The sequence below is a fragment of the Paraburkholderia sp. BGA-UO-ETr-F12 genome (genome assembly GCF_059567945.1).
Window position 1 is genome coordinate 119705 of record NZ_JCAQOZ010000046.1, and the last position, 21159, is coordinate 140863.

General features: G+C 63.8%; 14 protein-coding genes and 2 pseudogenes. 13 read left to right on the forward strand and 3 right to left on the reverse strand.

The features are described from left to right. Positions 1-94 precede the first annotated feature (94 nt). The 10 genes and pseudogenes from AC57B6_RS19805 to AC57B6_RS19850 all read left to right on the forward strand — a co-directional run bounded on the left by AC57B6_RS19805 (position 95) and on the right by AC57B6_RS19850 (position 12024). Positions 95-3040, forward strand: coding sequence for a putative bifunctional diguanylate cyclase/phosphodiesterase (locus AC57B6_RS19805; protein WP_406869731.1), 2946 nt, complete (start codon positions 95-97; stop codon positions 3038-3040). 136 nt (positions 3041-3176) lie between these two features. Then, a pseudogene (locus tag AC57B6_RS19810) lies at positions 3177-3281 on the forward strand (IS6 family transposase); the annotation flags it as partial. Positions 3282-3303: 22 nt separating this feature from the next. Next, complete coding sequence (locus tag AC57B6_RS19815) at positions 3304-4524, forward strand: MFS transporter (protein ID WP_183803952.1); 1221 nt, start codon at positions 3304-3306, stop codon at positions 4522-4524. Between the two features lie 238 nt (positions 4525-4762). Further along, a complete protein-coding gene (locus tag AC57B6_RS19820) occupies positions 4763-5635 on the forward strand; it encodes a M24 family metallopeptidase (RefSeq protein WP_046572967.1) in 873 nt (290 codons plus the stop codon). A 170-nt stretch (positions 5636-5805) separates the two neighbouring features. Beyond that, positions 5806-5988 (forward strand): annotated as a pseudogene (locus tag AC57B6_RS19825) (SDR family oxidoreductase); the annotation flags it as partial. Positions 5989-6061: 73 nt separating this feature from the next. Next, entirely contained in the window at positions 6062-6964 is a 903-nt protein-coding gene (locus tag AC57B6_RS19830) for a metal-dependent hydrolase (RefSeq protein ID WP_030100559.1), read from the forward strand. A 105-nt stretch (positions 6965-7069) separates the two neighbouring features. After that, positions 7070-7582, forward strand: coding sequence for a sigma-70 family RNA polymerase sigma factor (locus AC57B6_RS19835; protein WP_496421949.1), 513 nt, complete (start codon positions 7070-7072; stop codon positions 7580-7582). Positions 7583-7593: 11 nt separating this feature from the next. After that, positions 7594-8598 carry a FecR domain-containing protein gene (locus tag AC57B6_RS19840; RefSeq protein ID WP_496421950.1) on the forward strand — a complete coding sequence of 335 codons (1005 nt, stop codon included), beginning with the start codon at positions 7594-7596 and terminating at the stop codon, positions 8596-8598. A 117-nt stretch (positions 8599-8715) separates the two neighbouring features. Beyond that, the gene (locus AC57B6_RS19845; RefSeq protein WP_183803944.1) at positions 8716-11196 is read left to right on the forward strand and encodes a TonB-dependent siderophore receptor; all 2481 of its coding nucleotides are present in this window, start codon (positions 8716-8718) and stop codon (positions 11194-11196) included. Positions 11197-11262: 66 nt separating this feature from the next. Next, positions 11263-12024: a hypothetical protein gene (locus AC57B6_RS19850; RefSeq protein WP_496421951.1), complete on the forward strand. Its 762-nt coding sequence runs from the start codon at positions 11263-11265 to the stop codon at positions 12022-12024. 98 nt (positions 12025-12122) lie between these two features. Here AC57B6_RS19850 and AC57B6_RS19855 read toward each other — a convergent pair whose 3' ends face one another. After that, complete coding sequence (locus tag AC57B6_RS19855; protein WP_046572963.1) at positions 12123-12410, reverse strand: DUF4148 domain-containing protein; 288 nt, start codon at positions 12408-12410, stop codon at positions 12123-12125. A gap of 291 nt (positions 12411-12701) precedes the next feature. Between AC57B6_RS19855 and AC57B6_RS19860 the strand changes: the two genes are divergently transcribed. Genes AC57B6_RS19860 through AC57B6_RS19870 form a run of 3 tightly spaced genes read left to right on the forward strand, consistent with a single transcriptional unit; the run spans position 12702 to position 18810 of the window. After that, the gene (locus tag AC57B6_RS19860) at positions 12702-15947 is read left to right on the forward strand and encodes an efflux RND transporter permease subunit (protein ID WP_496421952.1); all 3246 of its coding nucleotides are present in this window, start codon (positions 12702-12704) and stop codon (positions 15945-15947) included. A gap of 19 nt (positions 15948-15966) precedes the next feature. Further along, on the forward strand, positions 15967-17298 hold the full coding sequence (locus AC57B6_RS19865; RefSeq protein ID WP_496421953.1) for an efflux RND transporter periplasmic adaptor subunit: 1332 nt from the start codon (positions 15967-15969) through the stop codon (positions 17296-17298). Between the two features lie 27 nt (positions 17299-17325). Beyond that, positions 17326-18810, forward strand: coding sequence for an efflux transporter outer membrane subunit (locus AC57B6_RS19870; protein WP_496421954.1), 1485 nt, complete (start codon positions 17326-17328; stop codon positions 18808-18810). Here the strand turns inward: AC57B6_RS19870 and AC57B6_RS19875 are convergent. Both AC57B6_RS19875 and AC57B6_RS19880 read right to left on the reverse strand, forming a co-directional pair. Continuing rightward, positions 18791-20383 carry a heavy metal sensor histidine kinase gene (locus AC57B6_RS19875; protein WP_496421955.1) on the reverse strand — a complete coding sequence of 531 codons (1593 nt, stop codon included), beginning with the start codon at positions 20381-20383 and terminating at the stop codon, positions 18791-18793. The two genes, AC57B6_RS19870 and AC57B6_RS19875, sit on opposite strands and share 20 nt — an antisense overlap. Further along, positions 20383-21060 (reverse strand): heavy metal response regulator transcription factor, encoded by a 678-nt coding sequence (locus AC57B6_RS19880; protein ID WP_028194508.1) that lies wholly within the window; start codon positions 21058-21060, stop codon positions 20383-20385. Before AC57B6_RS19880 ends, AC57B6_RS19875 begins: the two co-directional genes overlap by 1 nt. Between the last annotated feature and the right edge of the window lie 99 nt (positions 21061-21159).

Here is a 21159-nt window from a genome sequence, read left to right on the forward strand (position 1 = left end):
GGAGCTCGGTCGCGTCAGCGCAGTCGTGCTATCGCGACTGACTATGGCAGCATCACAATGAAACCAAAGTGAAGTCATTGGGGAAGGGCAGCAAATGACACGCGTTAAGTGGGCGTTCCGGGACCGACTGACCGGCTGGGCTTTTCAGCGGTTCTCGGTATACGTAGCGCCATTTGTGATTGTGCTCGGCAGCATCGCAGTCGTGTTCTGGGCGCCGCGCCAATTTGACACGACAGGAATGGTCGCGCTCAGCTTTCCCGTGATTCCGGATCCGTCGGCGACACTGTCACCCGCCACCGCCATCGCCCGCCTACGCGACGCCGCGCCCACTGCACGTTTTAGTACCCATCTCGCTGAAACACCCTTCTGGTTCATGCTCACCGCGCCTGCTCTGGGCGGCGCAGGCCCGACATTCATCGACCTGCCGTCGCGGCACGCACAGGCGCTGTCCTGCTGGCGGACCGGCCCCGTCCTGACGCTGCTCGGCGCGGCCAACCGCCAAGGCACGAGCGGAGAGATGCGCGCCAACAAGGCCGGCTTTGCGCTGAGGCTCGACGAGCACGCCGCTCAAACGCAGATCTTGTGCCGAGGCACCTTCTCCGGACCCGCGTATATCACCGCATCCGCAACGAACGCCGAGGAGCTCGAGGTATCCGCCCTCGACTTTACTCAGAGCGCGTCGCTGATCACTGGCGGCCTGCTGACGCTCGCGATCTTCGTATTCGTTACAGCAATCATCAATCGCGAATGGACTTACGTGATCTTTGCCGCCTGGCTCGTCGGCAATCTCCGGTTGAGCGCCAACGCAATGGGCTTCGATACCGAATGGATGGGCTGGCTCATTCCGCCTGACCATATCGCACTGTTGCGGGAATTCACGTTCGCTTCCTATTACGTGCTGACCACGACGCTCTTTGTGGAGCTTTTTCGCCGCGAGCTGAAAGCAATCGGCCTGCGCTGGAGCCTGCACGCCGTGCGGTATGGCGGCTGCCTGCTGATGATCGCCGCATGTACGCTGAGCTACGCGCACTTCATTCCCGTGCTCTGGGCGTGCGCCAGCTTCTGCATACTGGTGCTGACCTATTTCCTCGTACAGTTGTTCATCAAGGCCCGCTCACGGACCGTGCTTTGGTATGTCGCGTCAATGGGCATCGTGCTATTCGCGACGCTGTCGCAAGTACTCGCCGCCGCGCTCGGCGTGAAGGCGCTGGCCGGCGCGCTGAGCCCCGTGGTGACAGCACTGTCGTCGAGCATGCTTTGTGCGTTCGCTATTGCGGAACGTATGCGCGAAGAGCGAGAGCGGCGCCGACAAATGCAAATCGAACTGCGCAACACGTATGACGTCACGCCGATCGGCCTCTTCACGCTGAGCGGGGACAGCGCCTTCCTTCGCGCCAATCCGGCGCTGCACTCGATGTTGGGCCTGCCTCAACAGCACCACGGCGCGCATCGCTGGGCCGACTATTTCGCCCCGGGCGCCGAGCGCGCGCTCGCTGAACTCCTGGAGCGCGACGACTCGGCGTCGATCGAGATCGAGGGTACAGCCGGCACGAAGACAGAGGCGCGGCGCTACTCGTTGCGAGCGATTCGCGCGAACGGCTTCATCGAAGGCTCGCTCGAGGACGTGACGGACCGCTCGAAAGCTGTGGAGCGGCTGCACTTCCTGGCCGAGCACGACCCACTCACCGGTCTCCTGAACCGTCGCGGTATCGAGCATGCAATCAGCCGGCAAAGCGGCGAAAACGGTCCGTGGGCGCTCGCGTATCTCGATCTCGACCGCTTCAAGCTGTTAAACGACCTGTTCGGCCACGGGACCGGCGACGAGATACTGCGGCATGTCGCTGCGCGCCTCGTCGAGCGCCTCGGTTCCGACGTGCCGATCGGGCGAATCGGCGGGGACGAATTCGTCTGCGTGCTCGTGAACATGGAAATCGACGATGCGGTCGCGCGCTGCCGTGAACTGGTCTCGGCGCTAAACTCCGCACCGGTTCATGTCGACACGCGAGCGTTCCAGATCAGAGGATCGGTCGGCGTAGTCGAGTGCTCGCAAGGTGAGCGAGTCCTCGACGCCCTCGCCTATGCCGACCGTGCGTGTCGCGCTGCAAAACGCGGCGGCAATGCGCGGCTCGTCGCACTGCGCAAGGGCGCGCCGGCCTTTGAGGAGCGCGCCGCCGAGATCAGCCTGATCGAGGCGCTGGGACAGAGCCGGTTACCCGAGGGGCTGTTCCTCGTGATGCAGCCGATCATGTCGATGCGCGCACCGACAGAAGCGCTCGACTTTGAAGTGCTGCTGCGTCTGCGCATGCCGGACGGCTCGGTCGCGACCGCCGCGAAACTGATCGCCGCCGCGGAGGACTCCGGTACCATCACCGCGATCGACCGATGGGTACTCTCGACGACGCTCGCATGGCTCAGGGACAACCGCGCGTCGCTCTCCACCACTCGCTTCGTATGCGTGAACCTGAGCGGCGGTTCGCTCAACGACGAACAATTTCTCGACGAGCTGTTCGAGCTGTTTTCGCGTCACGAAGACGTCATTCATTACCTGTGCGTCGAAATCACCGAAAGCGTCGCGCTGCACGATCTCGAGCATACGGAGCGCTTCATCGCGCGCGTCCACGACATGGGTGCAAAGATCGCGATCGACGATTTCGGCGCGGGTCAGACCTCACTTCGTTACCTCAAGAAGCTGTCGGCCGACGCACTAAAAATCGACGGCGAGTTTGTGCGCACGATGTGTAACCATCCGGCCGACGTCGCGATCGTCGAGGCGATCATTAGCCTGGCACGCAATCTCGGCATGCGCAGCATTGCTGAATGGGTCGAAGACCTCGAGACCTTGCGCGCGCTGAATGAACTGGGCGTCGACTACGTGCAAGGTTTCGCGATCGCGAAACCGCAAGAGGCCGAGGACATTCTCACGGCCTCCTCGGCCGCTAGCTTCGTGACTAATACCGACCTCACACGCTATCTGAATGCGCAGCAGACACAGCGCGGCGGCGCTGATGAACAGCGCATGGAGCGTGAAAGCGCGGCCTGAAGCGGCTGGCCACGCCCAGACCACTGGCGCGTTCGCATTCTTCGCCGTGCCGCGTAAGGGGTGGCGGCTCTATACAACCGAGGTGGCCTCGCGGCACTGGCAGGCTGATGGAGCGGCGACGGTAGAATGAAGTGGTGAAGAAACGAAATCGCTTTATCACGGTCACCGCTTCCCTGCCGTCGTCATCAGGTGCGCGGTTCGGTGGTATTTCCGTTTCAGCCTGAGCCTGCGCGACGTCGAGCCGGTTCCACCAACAGGCCACCATGGAACAACAGAATTCCTATCGTGCTCTTCTCAAGATCCCCAGCCTGTCTTCGCTCATTCTTGCGGCGACTCTGTCGCGCCTCGCCGGGCGCATGTTCACCCTGACATTAGTGCTGTTCGTGCTGACGCGATTTTCGTCGCCGGCATTGGCCGGATGGCTGACATTCGCCGCGATTGTCCCAGGCCTGGTGGTCAGCCCCATCGCGGGTGCGCTGCTTGACCGTATGGGCCCGACAACGGCATTGAGGATCGATCTGATCGCGAGCGCGATCTACATCGCCGCCATCAGCATGACCAGTTGGGTTGGCTGGGCCAGCATACCGGTTCTGTTTGTGCTGGTCGTGCTGCTCTCGCTTACCGGTCCGTTGGGCGCGGCGGGAACGCGAACCCTGCTGCCGCGTCTGGTGCCGGCCCACGCGCTCGATCGGGCCAATGCGCTGGACACCGCGGTCTACGCCGTGGTCGACGTGGTGGGACCCGGTTTGGCCGGGCTGATCGTTGCTTCGTTCGGACCTGAATCCGCGCTGTCCGTCATCGCCGTGGCTTACGCGGGCGCGGCGATCTGTTTGTCTTACGTCCAGAATCTGCCCGGCCTCGCCTCCACCCAGACATCTCTGCTGCGCCAGACGATCGAGGGCATTCAGATGGTCGCGCGTCAGCCGACGCTGCGGGGACTCGCCATTTCCTATTCGTTGTATCAGGCCACCTGGGGCGTTCTCGTTGTGGTGGTTCCGGTATTCGTGGCCAATCACTACGCCAGCGCGGTGGGCAGTTCAGTAACCGGCTTGCTGTGGGCCGCGATGGGCATGGCCGGTGGCTTGGGAGCGCTTCTCGCCGGCCATCTGCGGACCACGGGCCGTGAACGCCTCATCATGGCGGCCGGGATGATCGTTACCGCCCTGGCTGCATGGCCGGTTGCAGCGGAATTCGGCTTTGGCGGCTTAGCCATCGGATTGATGCTTGCCGGGGTGGCGTCCGGTCCAATCGACGTCGCGCTGCTGACCTTGCGTCAGCGGCGCACCGATCCGCGTCAGCTCGGCCGGGTGCTGTCCATCTCGATGAGCCTGAATCTCGCCGGCTTTCCGCTCGGATCGGCCATTGCGGGGATGGTGATCACAACCTCCCTGTCCGCGACGTTCGTGATGGCCGGCCTTGCTTCAATCATTGCCGCCATCGCGACTGCATCCATACCCCGCGACCTTGATCGACCGGCCGTTTAGCGTCCTGTCGAGTGTGCCCCCCGCTTTCAGTCGGTGATCGGACTTCAGTTCAGCCGACTGGACGCGATCCCGGCCGGAGCGCACTCCTCCCCACCCGACGACCCACCAGGGAAAAAACCAGTGGACTGGTCTTTTTCATGGTGTAGCATCCAATCGTTACATCATTCAATGTAACAATAAAAAATGTCATCGTGCTGGGCTGCTGTACGCCCGTCGGACAGCATATTGGGAGGCAGGCATGGGCGAGAAGGCCATTCCACACGTCAACGTGGACGAGTTGGCGCAATTCCGCGAAGTCCAGCAACTGGCGTACCGGTGCGTCGAGAGCATCGGCGACCTGCTTCGACCGGGCATGACGGAAAAGGACGCCGCCCGGCTGCTGAGCGAATGGTTACAGGACCATGGCGTGCATGACTGGCTGCACAAACCCTTCGCCTGGTTTGGTGACCGTACCGCTTTTGAGGGCTTCTCCGGGCTGTCGCACATGGCCGGCTTCAATCTCGCCTTCTTCCCGGGTTCACGCCGTCTGGAAGAAAACATGCCGGTCATTCTCGACGTGGCACCCGTGTTGAACGGCGTGATCGCCGATGTCGGCTACGCCACCTGCGTCGGTACGAATCCGATTCTCGAGCAACTGAAAGACGATCTCGCGGAACACCGCGAACTGATCGTCAGTATGGTCAAGCAACGGCGCACACTTGCCGACGTGGCGCGCGCGGTCGACCTGCTATGCAGGCAACAGGGCGTGGAGCCGCGCCATAAGGCCTATCCGTTCAAGGTGCTGGCGCATCGTGTCGCGAAGCTGCACAACCCCGCCAAGCCGCGCTTCGTGGCGCGCTTCGGTCTGAACGCCACGCGCAATCTGGTCCTCGACCAGGTGAGCGCGGGCAGGAAAGAAGGCTGGTCGCCGCTGTGGTCGATCGATCGCCGTTCCGATCATGCACCGACGCCCGGCTTGTGGGCCGTCGAGCCGCATCTCGGATTTCAGGGCGTGGGCGCCAAGTTCGAAGAACTGCTCGTCATCACCGAAGACGACGCCTACTGGCTCGACGACGACCTGCCGCATGTGCGCCGTTGGGCACAGCGCGGACGGGCGTTGGCCGCGGCATGACGGAGGCGCATATGCAGCTTTTGACCGAACCCGTGCCGCCCACGCTGTACGAGGCGCCGCCCGCGATGCATCGCACGAGTTTCGCGGTGCGCCCGGGCGACGTGACCCTGGCCGCCAGCGCATGGGGCGGCCCCGCCCGGCCGACCGTGGTCCTCGTGCATGGCTACCCGTACCGCGTCAACTTCATCCGCTGCCTGTGCATGCCGCGCAAGCGTTACGCGCACGCCCCAGTCCAGGCGATCGTGCCGACGCTGGACAAATACGTCAGCCCGGCACTATCCGAAGATCTCTCGCGATGGGTGCCGAAGTACTGGCGCCGTGAACTGACCGCACGGCACCAGGTGCCGCTCACCCGCGCGATCGCCCGCATCAGCATGATGCCGCGCTGAACTCAGTGGGCTCACCAATCAGACGCCGGAGACCGTTATGAACCAGGAGCAAACCCAGCACAAGATCAAGGCCCGTCACGTGAAGTTCGACTGGAGCCAAACACCGATTCAATGGATTCCGGGCGATCCGTCGAGCACGCACATCATCAATGTGCTGAACCTGCTGTTCCCGGCCGGCGAGCTATGGTTCTGCCGCGTCTACAACAAGGCGCTGCCGCTCATTACCGACCCGGCCTTGCGCGACGACGCCGAGGGATTTCTGCGTCAGGAAGCGGTGCATTCGCGCTCGCACGGCGGCGTGCTCACGCATTACTACAAGGCACACGGCATCGATACGCAGCCCTTCACGAAACAACTCGACTGGCTGTTCGGCAAGCTGCTCGGCGAACAGCCGCTTGGGCTGAAGATCGGGAAAACGCGCTTCTGGCTGCGCCAGCAGCTTGGCGTGATCGCCGCGCTGGAGCACTTTTTCGGCTATCTCGGCAACTGGGTGCTGAATGCCGACGGGCTCGATGCAGCCCACGCCGACCCCACCATGCTCGACCTGCTGCGTTGGCACGGTGCCGAAGAGGTCGAACATCGCACGGTGGCCTTCGACATCTTCCGGCATATGGGCGGCACCTATTTCGAACGCTGCTTCCATATGCTCTCGACCGTCATGCTTCTGCTGTACTTCCTGACGCGCGGCGCACGCTTCATGCATCAACGCGATCCTGCTGCCGGCAGGTACTACGGCTTTATTCTCGCGTGGCGCGCCGGAGCGCGGCGCCGTTGTCTGCCGTCGTTCTGGAAAATGATTTCGGCGGCGTTGCGCTATTTCAATCCACGCTACACGCCCCATCACGAAGGCTCCACTGAACAGGCGCTGGCTTATCTCGCGACCTCGCCGGCAGCGCGAGCCGCGGCACACGGGGGCAACTGGGTTCGTAAAGCAGGCTAATGCATGAGTCGATGCCTTTCCACCTTACATTTTGACATGTTATGATGCGAATCATTCTCATTTACAAAGGCGTCGCATCCGCGGATCTGACGCGCCCGGTGGGTCATGGCGGCAAACGAATCGGCCCTGCATCACGAGATGCAGGTGCTCTACAGCAATCATCACGGCTGGCTCCACGCATGGCTGCGTAAGAAGCTCGGCTGTGCGCATCGTGCGGCCGACCTCTCGCACGACACGTTCCTGCGTTTGCTCGCCCGTGATGAACCGCTGGGTCTGCAAGAGCCGCGCGCGTTTCTGACCACGGTCGCGCAACGCGTCATGGCCAATTACTGGCGTCGCGAGCAGATCGAGCGTGCGTATCTGGAAGCGTTGGCGCTCGTGCCCGAGAATTTCGCGCCCTCACCTGAAGAGCGCGCGCTGCTTCTGGAAGCGCTGTGCGAGATCGACAGCCTGCTGGAACGGCTGCCGCTCGCCGTCAAACGTGCTTTCCTTCTGGCCCAGCTCGACGGATTGACCCACGCCGAGATCGCCGCACAACTGAAGCTTTCCATCTCGACCGTGAAACGTCATCTGGTGCGCGCCGGCGCACAGTGTTTCTTTGCGCTGAACGTGGCCTGACGGATCGACGGATGAACGCGAGCGCCAGACCCGATATTCCGCAACACATCGCCATGCGCGCCGTGCAGTGGTGGATGGAATTGCAATCCGGTAAAGACACGCGCGCCCAGCAACTCGCGTTGGCGCGCTGGTGCGCCGAGCATCCCGATCACGAACGCGCGTGGCAGCACATCTGCAGCGTCAGCAGTCGCTTCAGGGGACTCACCGAAGCAGGCACGGGCGTTGTGGACGCAGGCGGCGCAGCGGCCGCTCGCGCTGCGCTGACGCGTACCGGGTCGGCTAGGCGCCGCGCGAGCGTCAAAGTCCTCGCGACCTTGTTGTTCGCCGGCGGCGCGACATGGCTCGCCGGTGAACACGTGCCGTGGCGCGCATGGAGTGCGGATGTGCACACCGCGCCCGGCGAGCGCCGCACCGTCACACTTGCCGACGGCACCCGCGTCACGCTTAACACCGACAGCGCCATCGATATCGGCTTCAACGGCACCGAGCGGCGCGTGCGCCTGATCAAAGGCGAAATCATGATCGCGACCGGCCATCCCGCCGGCGAACAACGGCCGTTCATTGTCGAGACCGTGCAAGGGCGTTTGCAAGCCTTGGGGACACGCTTCGCCGTCAGGCAGCAGAGTGCGCTTAGCCGCCTCGATGTATTCGAGGGCGCGGTGCGGGTCAGCCCGCGCGACGCAGCCGGCCTTGCGCCGGTGGTCCGTGCCGGACAACGCGTCCGCTTCACGCACGGCAACGTCGGCGCAGTCGAGCCGCTCAGCGAGAACGACGCAGCGTGGACGGATGGTCTGATCGTCGCGAGCGGCATGCGGCTCGGCGATTTCGTAGCCGAGCTGGATCGCTACCGCACGGGGCATCTGGGTTGCGATCCGTCCGTGGCCGATTTGCGGATCTCGGGCACCTTCCCGCTCGCCGACACGGAGCGTGTGCTCGACACCGTGGCCGCAACCTTGCCGGTCGAGGTCGTATTCATTACGCGCTACTGGGGCACCGTGCGCGCGGCGCGCACCTGAAACCGGCGAACCCAAGCGTCGCTGAAAATTATTTCGTCTGTTGTGAGCTGTTTTCGAATCTCGCGTGACAAGGGAGATGAGAGCAACACATCGTCACCCTTCCAGCGAGTTTTGAACATGGGACAGTATCGAAAGACCGGCGCCGGCAATCGCCGCCGTGGCAGTCGTGGCGCGATGCGCGCGCGGCACATCGCAACGGCCGCACTGATCTCCGCCGGACTGCCGTTCAACCTGGCGCTGGCAGCCGATGCGCCGTCTTCCGCCGAGGCGCCAGCGCGCAAGAACTACGACATTCCGGCCGGGCCGCTCGAAGCGGCGCTCAATCGCTTCGGGCGCGAAAGCGGGCTGTTACTGTCCTTTCCGGCGGCACTGACAGACGGGCGCACGAGCGCAGGCCTGCACGGCGATTACGACGTCAGGCAAGGCTTCGAGCGAATCCTGCGCGGCACAGGACTCGGCGCGACGCAGCAGGCCAATGGCGGCTATACGCTCGTCCCGCGCACTGAGGCGGCAGCGGACGACGGCGACCCGCACGGCACCACCCTCCCCGCCGTCACGGTCAGTTCGACAATGGTGAAAGCCGGCAGCTACCGGCCCCCTGCCGACTCGGTGGTAACGCGTTCGGACACGCCGGTGCTTGACACCGCCCAAGCCGTCAACATCGTGCCGTCCCAGGTGCTGCATGACCAGCGTCCGCGTAATCTCGACGATGCGCTTGCGAACGTAAGCGGCATCGTGCAAGGCAACACGCTGGCCGGCACGCAGGACACCTTGCTCAAGCGCGGCTTCGGCGGCAATCGCGACGGTTCGATCATGCATAACGGCATGCCGCTGGTGCAAGGGCGCGCGCTGAACGCGGCGGCCGACAGTGTCGAAGTGCTCAAAGGCCCGACCTCGCTGCTGTACGGCATCATGGACCCGGGCGGCGTCGTCAACGTGGTGAGCAAGCAGCCCTTGCTTCAGCCCTATCACGCGATCTCCGTGCTCGGTTCGACCTACGGACACGGCCGCAACGGCGCCGGCGCCACGCTCGATACAACCGGGCCGATCGGCGACTCCGGTCTCGCCTACCGGCTCGTGGTCGATCAGACCGACGAGCAGTATTGGCGCAACTTCGGCGAGCACCGCGAGACGCTCGTGGCGCCGTCGCTCGCGTGGTACGGACGCGATACCCAGGTGGTGGTGTCGTACGAATATCGCAAGTTTCTCTATCCGTTCGACCGCGGCACCGCGCTCGATCCGAAGACCAACCAGCCGCTTGCGATTTCGAGCCGCGAACGTCTCGACGAACCGTTCAACGAAATGGACGGCGAATCGAACCTCGCGCAAATCAGCGTCGATCATCAGATCAACGCGAACTGGAAGGCTCATTTCGGCTATAGCTACAACCGTGAGACCTACGACGCCGGTCAGTTGCGCGTGCAGGGTATCAACAGCACGACCGGCGCCGTGTCGCGCAGCAACGACGCGACGCATGGCGCGCTCAGCACGGACAGCTACGCGATCGCATACGTGGACGGCCATTTCAACCTGGCGGGTTTGCGCAACGATTTGCAGGTCGGTGTCGACAGCGAGTACCGCCGCATCTATCGCAAGGACCTGCTGCGCCAGGCCACGAAATATCCGTTCAACTATTTCAATCCGATCTACGGACGCGAGAGCCCGTCGACCACCGTGTCCGCAAGCGACAGCGATCAGACCGACACGCTGCACGACCGCTCGTTCTTCTTCCAGGACAATTTGCATCTCACCGACAAGTGGATTCTGATCGGCGGCGCGCGTTTTCTGAGCTACAACCAGATCGCGGGAAAGGGCCGGCCGTTTGTCGTCAATACGGACATCAACGGCAGCAAATGGCTGCCGCGCGCGGGCGTGGTCTACAAATGGACCGACACGGTATCGCTATACGGCAGCTATACCCAGTCGCTCAAGCCGACCTCGACGATCGCGCCGCTTGCCACCGGCGTGGTGATCGATTCGTCGGTGCAGCCTGAAGAAGCCACGTCGTGGGAGCTCGGCGCCAAGATTGCGATGCCCAATGGCCTCAGCGGCACGCTAGCGCTTTTCAACATCGACAAGAAAAACGTGCTGGTGCAGCAGTACAACGACGCCACCAAACAGACCGACTGGCGCACGGCCGGCAAGGCACGTTCACGCGGAGTGGAGCTCGATGTGGCCGGGCAGATCGGCCAGCACTGGAGCGTGATCGCAAGCTACGCGTACATCGACGCGAAAACCACCGAAGACCCGTTGTATGCCGGCAAGCGCCTGTGGAACGCGCCGCAGAATACGGCATCGCTGGCTGCGGTCTATGACTTCGGCACCATCTTCGGCGGCGACCAGTTGCGGGTGGGCGCCGGCGCGCATTATGTCGGCCCACGCCCCGGCGATTCGGCCAATAGCTTCACGCTGCCGGCTTACACCGTCGCCGATGCCTTCGCCACTTACGAAACAAAACTCGGCAATCGCCATCTGTCGTTCCAGCTCAACGTGAAGAATCTGTTCAACAAGACCTACTACCCGTCGAGCGCGAACCGCTACTTCGTCGCGGTTGGCGACGCGCGCCAGGTCTCCTTGCTGTCGACGCTCGAGTTCTAGGCGTGCGCACGGACACCGTACGCACGATATGTGGGTTCAATGGATCAACAGGATATGGGAGTCACGATGAAACTCTGGAACCGTCGCGCTAACAAGGGTCTGGCGCCCGCCCGCAAACGCCGGACCTTTCTCACTACCGCGGCGAGCCTCGGTGCGGTGCTGGCGGTCGCGACACCCGCCGCGCGCGCCGCATCGAGCGATCCGCGCGCGGGCAAGAAAGTCGTGATGCTCGTGCAACTGAATGGCCCGAGCCTGGCCGTCGACCAGAAGATCGCGGCGCACCTGACCGCGCGCGGCTACAGCGTACGCATGCTGGATCAGGCGCAACCGCCCGAGGCGGTGGGCGACGCGGATCTGGTCGTCATTTCATCGACGGTCTCATCGAAACAGGTGGCGGGAGGCTGGCGCTACCTGGTCAAGCCGTTATTGACATGGGAAAACGATTTGCTCGACGACTTCGCGATGACGGGCAAGCGTCACGACGTCGATTTTGGCGAAGCGGAAAAGGAGCGTTACCTGTGGCTGGTCAACGCGCCCCACCCCATTGCGGCCGGCTTGCCGGCGGGCGTGACGAACGTCTACGTCAAGCAGGCCGCGATGAGCTGGGGCAAACCGGGCTTGGGCGCGACGACCATTGCAACGCTGTATGGCCAGCCTGAAAAGGCGGCAATCTTCGCGTATGAGAAAGGCGCCACGATGGACTACGAGTCGCTGGCGCCGGCCCGGCGCGTGATGTTCTTCCTGAACAACGACACCTTCGGCAACCTCTCGCCGGCGGGTAACAGTCTGTTTGATGCGGCGGTGGATTGGGCGCTGGGTTTGGCCTGAACGAGGCCTTGCCCATTCACGTTGAATGCGGGGCGATAATAAAACCTTGCCTCGCGCTGTAGTCCGTCGTCAGTTCCCGTCGGAAAGCAGACCGGGCATCAGTTAGAAGCCGCACCCGCATCCGCGGCCGGTACGCCAGCCGTCTTGACCGCGCCAGCGCCATCCGTGTGATGCTGAATGTCATAAATCTCCCGATTACGCGCAATCTCCACCGCGGTAGGGGGATAGTCGTTATTGGGCGTCGGCACGAGCCCTTCGGCCTGAGCTTGTTTCAACTGAGCCATAACGTCAGCCCGTGTGAGTCCCGACGGATTGGATTGCGCAAACGCATTCGCTCCGAACGGCAAACTGAGCGCGGCAACAGCAATAGCGGTAAGCAGTTTCATGATGTCTCTCCGGTGAAGTGCAAGAAATGAGTGGTCTGAACCACGTTTCCTATTCTTGTCATTTCAGCTGTCGGAGCACTGACCCGAGGATTACCGTTTTGTTATCTATACGTCGCGCTTAAACAAAAGAACTCAAAGAAGAACGGCAGATAACAGAACCGTAATCTAGCGGACCGTCCCCGGTAAGCGCCTCTTCTCCACACTCCTGACTCATCAAGAAGCCCGCGTCGCGTGCCGCCAGGCGCTCCAGCAGGACGCTCGCCTCCCTCTGCCTCTTTTCAGGAAACCGTCATGTGGATCGTCAAGCTCGCGCTGCGCCGCCCATATACCTTCGTGGTTCTCGCGGTGTTGATCTTTATCGTTGGGCCGCTCACGATACTCCGCACGCCGACCGATATTTTTCCGAACATCAATATCCCGGTGGTCAGCATCGTCTGGACGTACAACGGCTTTTCCGCCCAGGACATGGCCAACCGCATCACGTCGAACTATGAACGTGCGCTGACCTCCGACGTCGACGATATCGAGCACATCGAGTCGCAATCGCTGAATGGCGTCTCGGTGGTCAAGATCTTTTTCCACCCGGGCGCGGACATCAATCGCGCGATCGCCGAGGCGGCTTCCAATTCCGCGTCGATCCTGCGCGTGCTGCCGCCCGGCACCCTGCCGCCGAACATCATTACGTACAACGCGTCGACAGTACCGATCCTGCAACTCGGACTCTCCAGCAATACGCTGTCCGAACAGCAGCTCTACGACCTCGGCAACAGCCAGATCCGCACGCAACTGGCGACGGTGCAAGGCGCATCGGTGCCGCTGCCGTTCGGTGGCAAGGTGCGCCAGATCATGGTCGATATCGATCCGCGCGCCCTGCAAGCCAAAGGTCTTGCCCCGCTCGACGTGGTTAACGCCGTCAACGCACAGAACCTGATCCTGCCGGGCGGCACCGCCAAGATCGGCACGAAGGAATACAACGTCCAGATGAACGGCAGCACCGACACGGTGGCCGCGCTGAACGACCTGCCGATCAAGACGGTAGCGGGCGGCGTGGTGTACGTGCGCGACGTCGCCCATGTGCGCGACGGCTACGCGCCGCAAACCAACATCGTGCGCAGCGACGGCAAACGCGCCGCGCTCCTCACCATCGAAAAATCCGGCAGCACGTCGACGTTGACCATCATCCAGCAGGTCAAGGCGATGCTGCCGCATATCGCCGCCGGTTTGCCGAGCGCGCTGCATATCACCGCGTTGTCCGATCAATCGGTGTTCGTGAAGTCGGCGGTGATGGGCGTGGCGCGCGAGGCCGTGATCGCCGCCGCGTTGACCGCGTTGATGATCCTGCTGTTCCTCGGCAGTTGGCGCGCCACGCTGATCATCGCGGTGTCGATTCCGCTTGCGGTGCTGACCTCATTGATCGCGCTGTCCGCGCTGGGCCAGACCATCAACATCATGACGCTCGGCGGGCTCGCGCTCGCGGTGGGGATTCTCGTCGACGATGCCACCGTCGCGATCGAAAACATCACCCATCATCTGGAAAACGGCGAGCCGCTGCACGACGCGATTCTGAACGGCTCCGGCGAAATCGCCGTGCCGACGTTCGTCTCGACACTGTCTATCTGCATCGTGTTCGTGCCGATGTTCCTGCTTTCCGGCGTGGCGCGTTATCTGTTCGTGCCGCTCGCCGAAGCGGTGGTATTCGCGATGATCGCGTCGTACTTCTTCTCGCGTACGCTGGTGCCGACTCTGGCGATGTATCTGATGCGTGCGCGCAGCAACGCACCGGTCAAGGGTAATGGCCCGATCGCGCGCCTGATCCGCTTCCAGGCCGCCTTCGAACATCGCTTCGAGCGGTTGCGCGAACGCTATCGCGGCGTACTTGGGTCGGCGATCGCGACACCGCGCCGGTTCATCGCTATCTTCCTGTTGCTGTGTATCGGCTCGCTCGTGCTCGTGCCATTCGCCGGCCGCGATTTCTTCCCTGCCGTCGATACCGGCGAAATTCGCCTGCATTTGCGTGCGCCGACCGGCACGCGCATCGAAGACACCGCGCGCATCACCGATGAAGTCGAGGCCCGCGTGCGCAGCGTGATCCCGAAACAGGAGCTCGCGGCCATGCTCGACAACATCGGTGTGCCGGTGAGCGGCATCAACCTGACCTACGACTCCTCCGACCCGATTGGCCCGGAAGACGCCGAGGTAATGATCACGCTCGCCGCCGGCCACAAACCCACGGCCGCCTATGTGACGACGCTGCGCACCGTGCTATCGAAAGATTTTCCCGGCGTTACGTTTGCGTTCCTGCCCGCCGACATCGTCAGCCAGATTCTGAACTTTGGGCTGCCCGCGCCGATCGATATCCAGATCGTCGGCAACAAGCTCGACGCCAATCGTGTCGTAGCGAACCGCCTGCTCGAACAACTGCGCGGTGTGCGCGGCCTCGTCGATGCGCGCATCCAGCAACCGGGCGACGAACCCGCGATCAACGTCAATGTCGACCGTACCCGGGCGATTCAGGCGGGCCTGCTGCAACGCGACGTGTCGCAGAATCTGCTGATCGCGCTTTCCGGCAGTTCGCAAACCACGCCGAATTTCTGGCTCGATCCGAAGAACGGCGTCAGCTATCCGCTGATGGCGATGATGCCGCAGTACGACATCAACTCGCTGCAGGCGCTCGCCAATATTCCTGTTGCACAGAGCGGCGCTGCCAGTACGGGCGCGACGACAGCGTCCGGTGCGCCGAGCGGCAACGGGCCCGTGCCGCAGAACCTGCTCGGCGCGCTGAGCACGCTGACGCGCGTCACGCAGCAGGCCGTCGTCTCGCACTACAACGTGCAACCGGTGCTCGATATCTTCGCGTCGGCACAAGGGCGCGATCTCGGCGGTGTGGCGGCTGACGTAACCCGGCTGGTCGATCAGATCCGCCCGCAATTGCCGCCCGGTGCATCGATCGTGATGCGCGGCCAGGTGCAGGCGATGCACGATTCCTTCAGCGGACTCGCCAGCGGTCTGGTGTTCGCGATCGCGCTCGTCTATCTGCTGATGGTCGTCAATTTTCAGTCGTGGCTCGATCCGCTCATCATCATCAGCGGCCTGCCGGGCTCGCTCGCGGGCATTGCCTGGATGCTGTTCAGCACCGGCACGAGCCTGAGCGTGCCGGCACTGACCGGCACGATTCTGTGCATCGGCATTGCCACGGCCAACAGCATTCTGGTGATCAACACCGCGCGCGAATTCCACCATGGCGGCAAACCACCGCTGCAAGCCGCGCTCGAGGCGGGTTTCAGCCGCTTCCGGCCAGTACTCATGACCGCGCTCGCGATGCTGATCGGCATGCTGCCCATGGCGCTCGGCCTCGGCGACGGCGGCGAACAGAATGCGCCGCTTGGCCGCGCCGTCATTGGCGGCCTTGCGCTCGGCACAGTATCCACGCTGCTGTTTGTTCCCGTCGTCTACGGGACGGTGCATGCATGGCTCGACAAACGCCGCGCGGCTCGCACCGCCGCCCAGGAATCCCGCGTTCCCGCCCGCACACTTTGACTCCGACGAGAGCCCGCTCATGAACAACTCATCACTTCCACCCGATCTCGGCGACGGGCTTGAACCGGCCCGCGAGGCTGATCGCGCCGCCACGGCTGCCGAGGGCAGCGAAGCGTCACGCGCAGCCGACACCGCGCATGCCGCCGAGCCGGCCCAGCCGGCGAGCGCCAGCGAGGACCCACGCGCCGCCGGTTTGCCCACCAGCCTCAAGCCTCGCCGACGCATGTGGCCGCTGGCATTGACCGGCCTTGCCGTGGCGCTGCTGATCGCCGGCATCGTGCCGCGTTTGCATGCCAGCGCCGCGCTCACGCAACAGACGCAAGAGCAAAGCGCGCTCAGCGTGTCCGTGGTCTTACCGCGCCCCGCGCCTGCTGTCCACGAATTGCTGCTGCCCGGCGCGGTGACGCCCTTCGCCGAAGCATCGATCTACGCGCGCACGAGCGGCTACGTGGCGCACTGGAGCGCCGACATCGGCACCCAGGTGAAAGCCGGTCAGACGCTCGCCACGATCGACGCCCCCGATCTGGACGCACAACTGCGTCAGGCGCGTGCCGACGAAGCCACCGCGCAGGCCAACTTCGACTTCGCGAAAACCACGGCGCAGCGCTGGCAGGAGATGCTGAAAACCCAATCGGTCGCGCAGCAGGATGCGGATACGAAGGTTAGCGACATGGAGGCGCGGCGCGCGATGCTGGCGTCGGCGCAGGCCAACGTCGCGCATCTGGCCGAGCTGGTGTCCTACGAAAAGATCACCGCGCCGTTCGACGGCACGATCACCGCGCGCAATGTCGATGTCGGCAGCCTGGTGACGGCGGGCGGCACGCCCGGCACGCCGGGTATGTCGGGCGAGCTGTTTCATATTCAGCAGACGGGCGTGCTGCGCGTGTTCGTCGACGTGCCGCAGAACGACGCGCCCTACGTCACGCCCGACACCGGCGTGTATCTGAGCGTCCAGCAGTATCCCGGGCGGCACATCGCGGCGAGGGTAGCGCGCACGAGCGGCTCGATCGATCCGGCGAGCCGCACATTGCGCGTCGAAGTGGACGTCGACAACAAGGACGGCGCGCTGCTGCCGGGCGCTTATGCGCAGGTGCATCTGCAGTTGCAATCGACCACCCCGGCGCTCGATCTGCCGGTGAGCGCGCTGCTGTTTCGTCCGGATGGCGTGACGGTTGCCGTGGTCGACGGCAATGGACGTGCAGCGCTCCGGACGGTGCACATCGGCCGCGATTTCGGCACGCATGTGGAGATCACCACGGGCCTCGCCGCGACCGACCGAGTGATCGACAACCCCGGCGATTCGCTAAGTACCGGTCAGCTCGTGCAGATCGCGCCGGCCGCGCATGGTTGAGCGCCTGTCATGGAAAGGATGAGCCTAATGTCTTCAAACTCGCCGTTGCGTCCGCCGTCACGTCCGCTGTTGCGTCTGCAATTACGCCCGCTGTTACGCCGCTCGTTGGTGGCCGTGCTGATCGGCGCGCTGCTGAGCGCCTGCTCGACGTTGCCGCCGTACCAGCGCCCCGCCGTCCAGATGCCCTCGCAGTACGCAGGCACGGCGCCGGGTTGGGCCCAGGCCGCGCCGGCTGACACCGCGCCGCGTGGCCCCTGGTGGACGATTTTCAACGACCCGGTGCTGAATCAACTCGAAGCCCGCATCGACGTCTCGAACCAGACCGTGCGCAAAGCGGTTGCACAGGTCGAGCAGGCACGTTCGATGGTGGATTATCAGCGCGCCGGTTTTTTCCCGACAATCACGGCCGGTGCCGCGCAGGACCGTTTCCGGACCTCACAGAACGTCGAGGGCAAATCACTCGCGGGCAAGACCGTACCGGACTATTCGGCCGGCGTATCGGCGAGTTGGGAACCTGACCTGTTCGGCCGCGTGCGCGACAGCGTGACCGGCGCGCGGGCCGATGCCGCTGCGAGCGAGGCCGATCTCGAAGCCGTGCGTCTGTCGATGAGCGCCGATCTCGCGGTCGACTATTTCTCCCTGCGCTCGCTCGACACGCAAAAGAAGCTGCTCGACGACAGCGTAACCGCCTACGCCGCCGCCCTGAAGCTGCTGGAGCAGCAACTAAAAGACGGCGCGATCGACGCCTCCGCGGTCGCTCAGGCCACCACCCAACTCGAAGCGACCCGCACGCAGGACACCGACATCGACATCACCCGCGCGCAGATGCAGCATGCGATTGCCACGCTGATCGGCGAGCCGGCTTCGAGCTTCACGCTGCCGCCGAACGGCTCGGCCGCGACGCCGCCGGCGATTCCCGTCGGCGTGCCGTCGCAACTGCTCGAACGCCGGCCTGATATTGCAGCCGCCGAACGACGTGTGGCGGCGGCGAACGCTCAGATCGGCGTGGCGCACGCGGCGTTCTTCCCCGATCTGGTGCTGTCGGCGAGCGCGGGCCTGGAAAGTACCTTCTTCGCGCCGTGGTTGAGCGCACCGAGCCTGTTCTGGTCGCTCGGCCCGCAACTGGTCGGCACGCTGTTCGACGGCGGCAAGCGCACCGCCAGCCTGCATGGCGCGACGGCGCAGTACGACGGCGCGGTCGCGGACTACCGGCAATCGGTGCTGGTGGCTTTCCAGCAGGTCGAGGACAATCTGTCCGCCCTGCACTCGCTCGCCGACGAAGCCGCCAGCCAGCAGCGCGCGACCACGGCCGCCGATCTGTCGTTGCAGCTCACGACGAATCGCTTCAATGCGGGGGCGGTCAGTTATCTCGACGTGGTGACGGCGCAGACGATTGCGTTGACGAATCAGCGCATGGCGGATCAGATCGCGGCGCGACGGCTGGAGGCGAGCGTGTTGTTGTTAAAGGCGCTGGGCGGGACGTTGCCCGCCCTTAAACCCGCCGGAACGTAAGCACGAAGCGCGTGCCCCGCGCGTCGCTTTCCGCATGCACGGTGCCGCCGTGTAACTCCATGATCGTGCGGACGATGGCAAGCCCGAGCCCCGTCGAACCCGGCGAGCCTTGCGATACGCCGGACGAAGGCAAGGCACTGCGCGACGGATCGATGCGATAGAAACGGTCGAAAATCCGTTCGAGATGCTCGGAGGCAATCGGCTGCCCCTGGTTCGATACGGTGACGCGTACCCTGTCGGCGAAAGCGTGGACCTCGAGCGCGATCTCGCCGCCGCGTGGCGTATAGCGAATCGCGTTGGCAAGCAGATTGCTGACGGCGCGGCGGAACAGTTCGAGATCCGCCGTCAGCATCGCGGAACCGGAAACCTGCACGCTGACATTAGCTTCCTCGGCAATACCCTCGAAGTATTCGGCGATCCGCGTCAACTCCTGCGCCGCATCGAACTCGCGCATATGTTTGACGAATTGCGGATGCTCGGCACGGGCCAGAAACAGCACGTTTTCGATCATTCGCGCGAGGCGGTCGCATTCCTCCAGATTCGATGCGAGCAGCGACTCGTATTCCTCGGTGGAGCGTGGCCGGGCGAGTGCGACTTCGGTGGCGCCACGCATATTGCCAAGCGGCGTGCGCATATCGTGCGCGAGATCGGCGGTGAAGCGCGACAGGTGCTGAAAGCCACGGTCGACGCGTTCGAGCATCGCATTGAGTGCGTTCACCAGGGCTTCAAGTTCGCTCGGGACGCGCGCCACCGCGATTCGCGTATTCAATCGATTGACCGTGACACCGGCCGCGCTCGCCGCGATATCGCGCAGCGGCCGCATCGCGGCGCGAATCAGCAGATAGCTCAGCAGCACCGCGAGAATCACACCCACCGCGCCGGCGATGTGGAGCTTGTCGCGGTAGCGGTCGAGCAGCCGCCAGCGGTCGCTCATGTTGCGCGCGATCAGCACGGTCGCCGTGTCGCCGTCATGCAGGCGCGCATCCGCGAGAATGCCGCGGATCGGCGCACCGTGCCGGCCGGTCCAGGCGCCGATATCCGCGTCGGTAATGCGTGCAGAAGCGGCAATGCGCTTGAGCGGCGGCAACGCGTCGAGCGTCTGGACGCCGCCTGGTTCGGCGGTCTCGCCGGGATCCTGGAGATCGCTTGCCGCGCTCGAGTCGTCCGGCTCGCTTGCCCCACCCACTGCTATGGGAGCACTCGACGCACTGGAAACAGCCGAAACCGCCGAAACCGCGCTGCCGGCCGTGCCGCCCGGCGCCGGGAAGGTTTCCCCGGCATTGTGTTCGATCGCCATATGCCCATCGGGACCGAACACCTCCATCGACATCGCTTCATTACCCAGCACGAGCCTGGTCAGGCGGTCGCCGTGCTCGCGGATCCCCTTCGCCGCGTCAAGCTCCTCAGCAAGCCGCCGTGCGTGGCGTGCGGCGAGCACGATGTCGAGATCGTCTTGCGCCTTGATCTGTTTTTCCAGCGCAAGGTACAGAAAACTCCCGACGAGCACGAAAACCGCGAGCGTGGTGACACCGAAGGCAAGCGCGAGCGTTGCGGCGAGCGAGCGGCCACGCATCAAGCGGTATCCTTCAGTTCGAGTACGTAGCCGACGCCGCGCACGGTGTGAATCAGCTTGACGGGAAAGTTATCGTCGATCTTGGTGCGCAGCCGGCGAATCGCCACCTCGACGACATTGGTATCGCTGTCGAAATTCATGTCCCATACATAGGACGCAATCTGCGTGCGGCTCAGCACTTCACCCTGACGGCGCGCCAGCAACTGCAACAGCGAAAACTCGCGCGGCGTGAGATCGATACGCGTGCCGCCGCGTTTCACGCGCCGGCGATTGACGTCCATTTCCAGATCGCCCACCTTGATCAGTTCGCTTTCGCGCGGCGGCCCCCGGCGTGCCAGCGTACGCACGCGGGCCAGCAACTCGACGAAGGCGAACGGCTTGACGAGATAATCGTCGGCGCCGAGTTCGAGACCGCGCACGCGGTCGTCGACATCGTCGCGTGCGGTGAGGAACAACACCGGCGTGGTCCGCGTGCTGCGCAAGGTCTTGACGACAGTCCAGCCGTCCATGCCGGGCAGCATCACGTCGAGCACGATCACGTCGTACTCTTCTTCCTGTGCGAGGATCAGCCCTTGTGGGCCGTCGTTCGCGACATCGACCGCGTAGCCCGATTCTTCCAGGCCTTTCTTCAGATAAGCCGCTGTTTTGAGCTCATCCTCGATCACCAGGATTCGCATGGGAGTGCTCCGCTGTGCTTGATCGCTAGATCATACCGGCAAGCGGAGCGCGAGATGATTACGATCCGGTAATGTTGGCGGCAGCACGCCGCGGTGCGG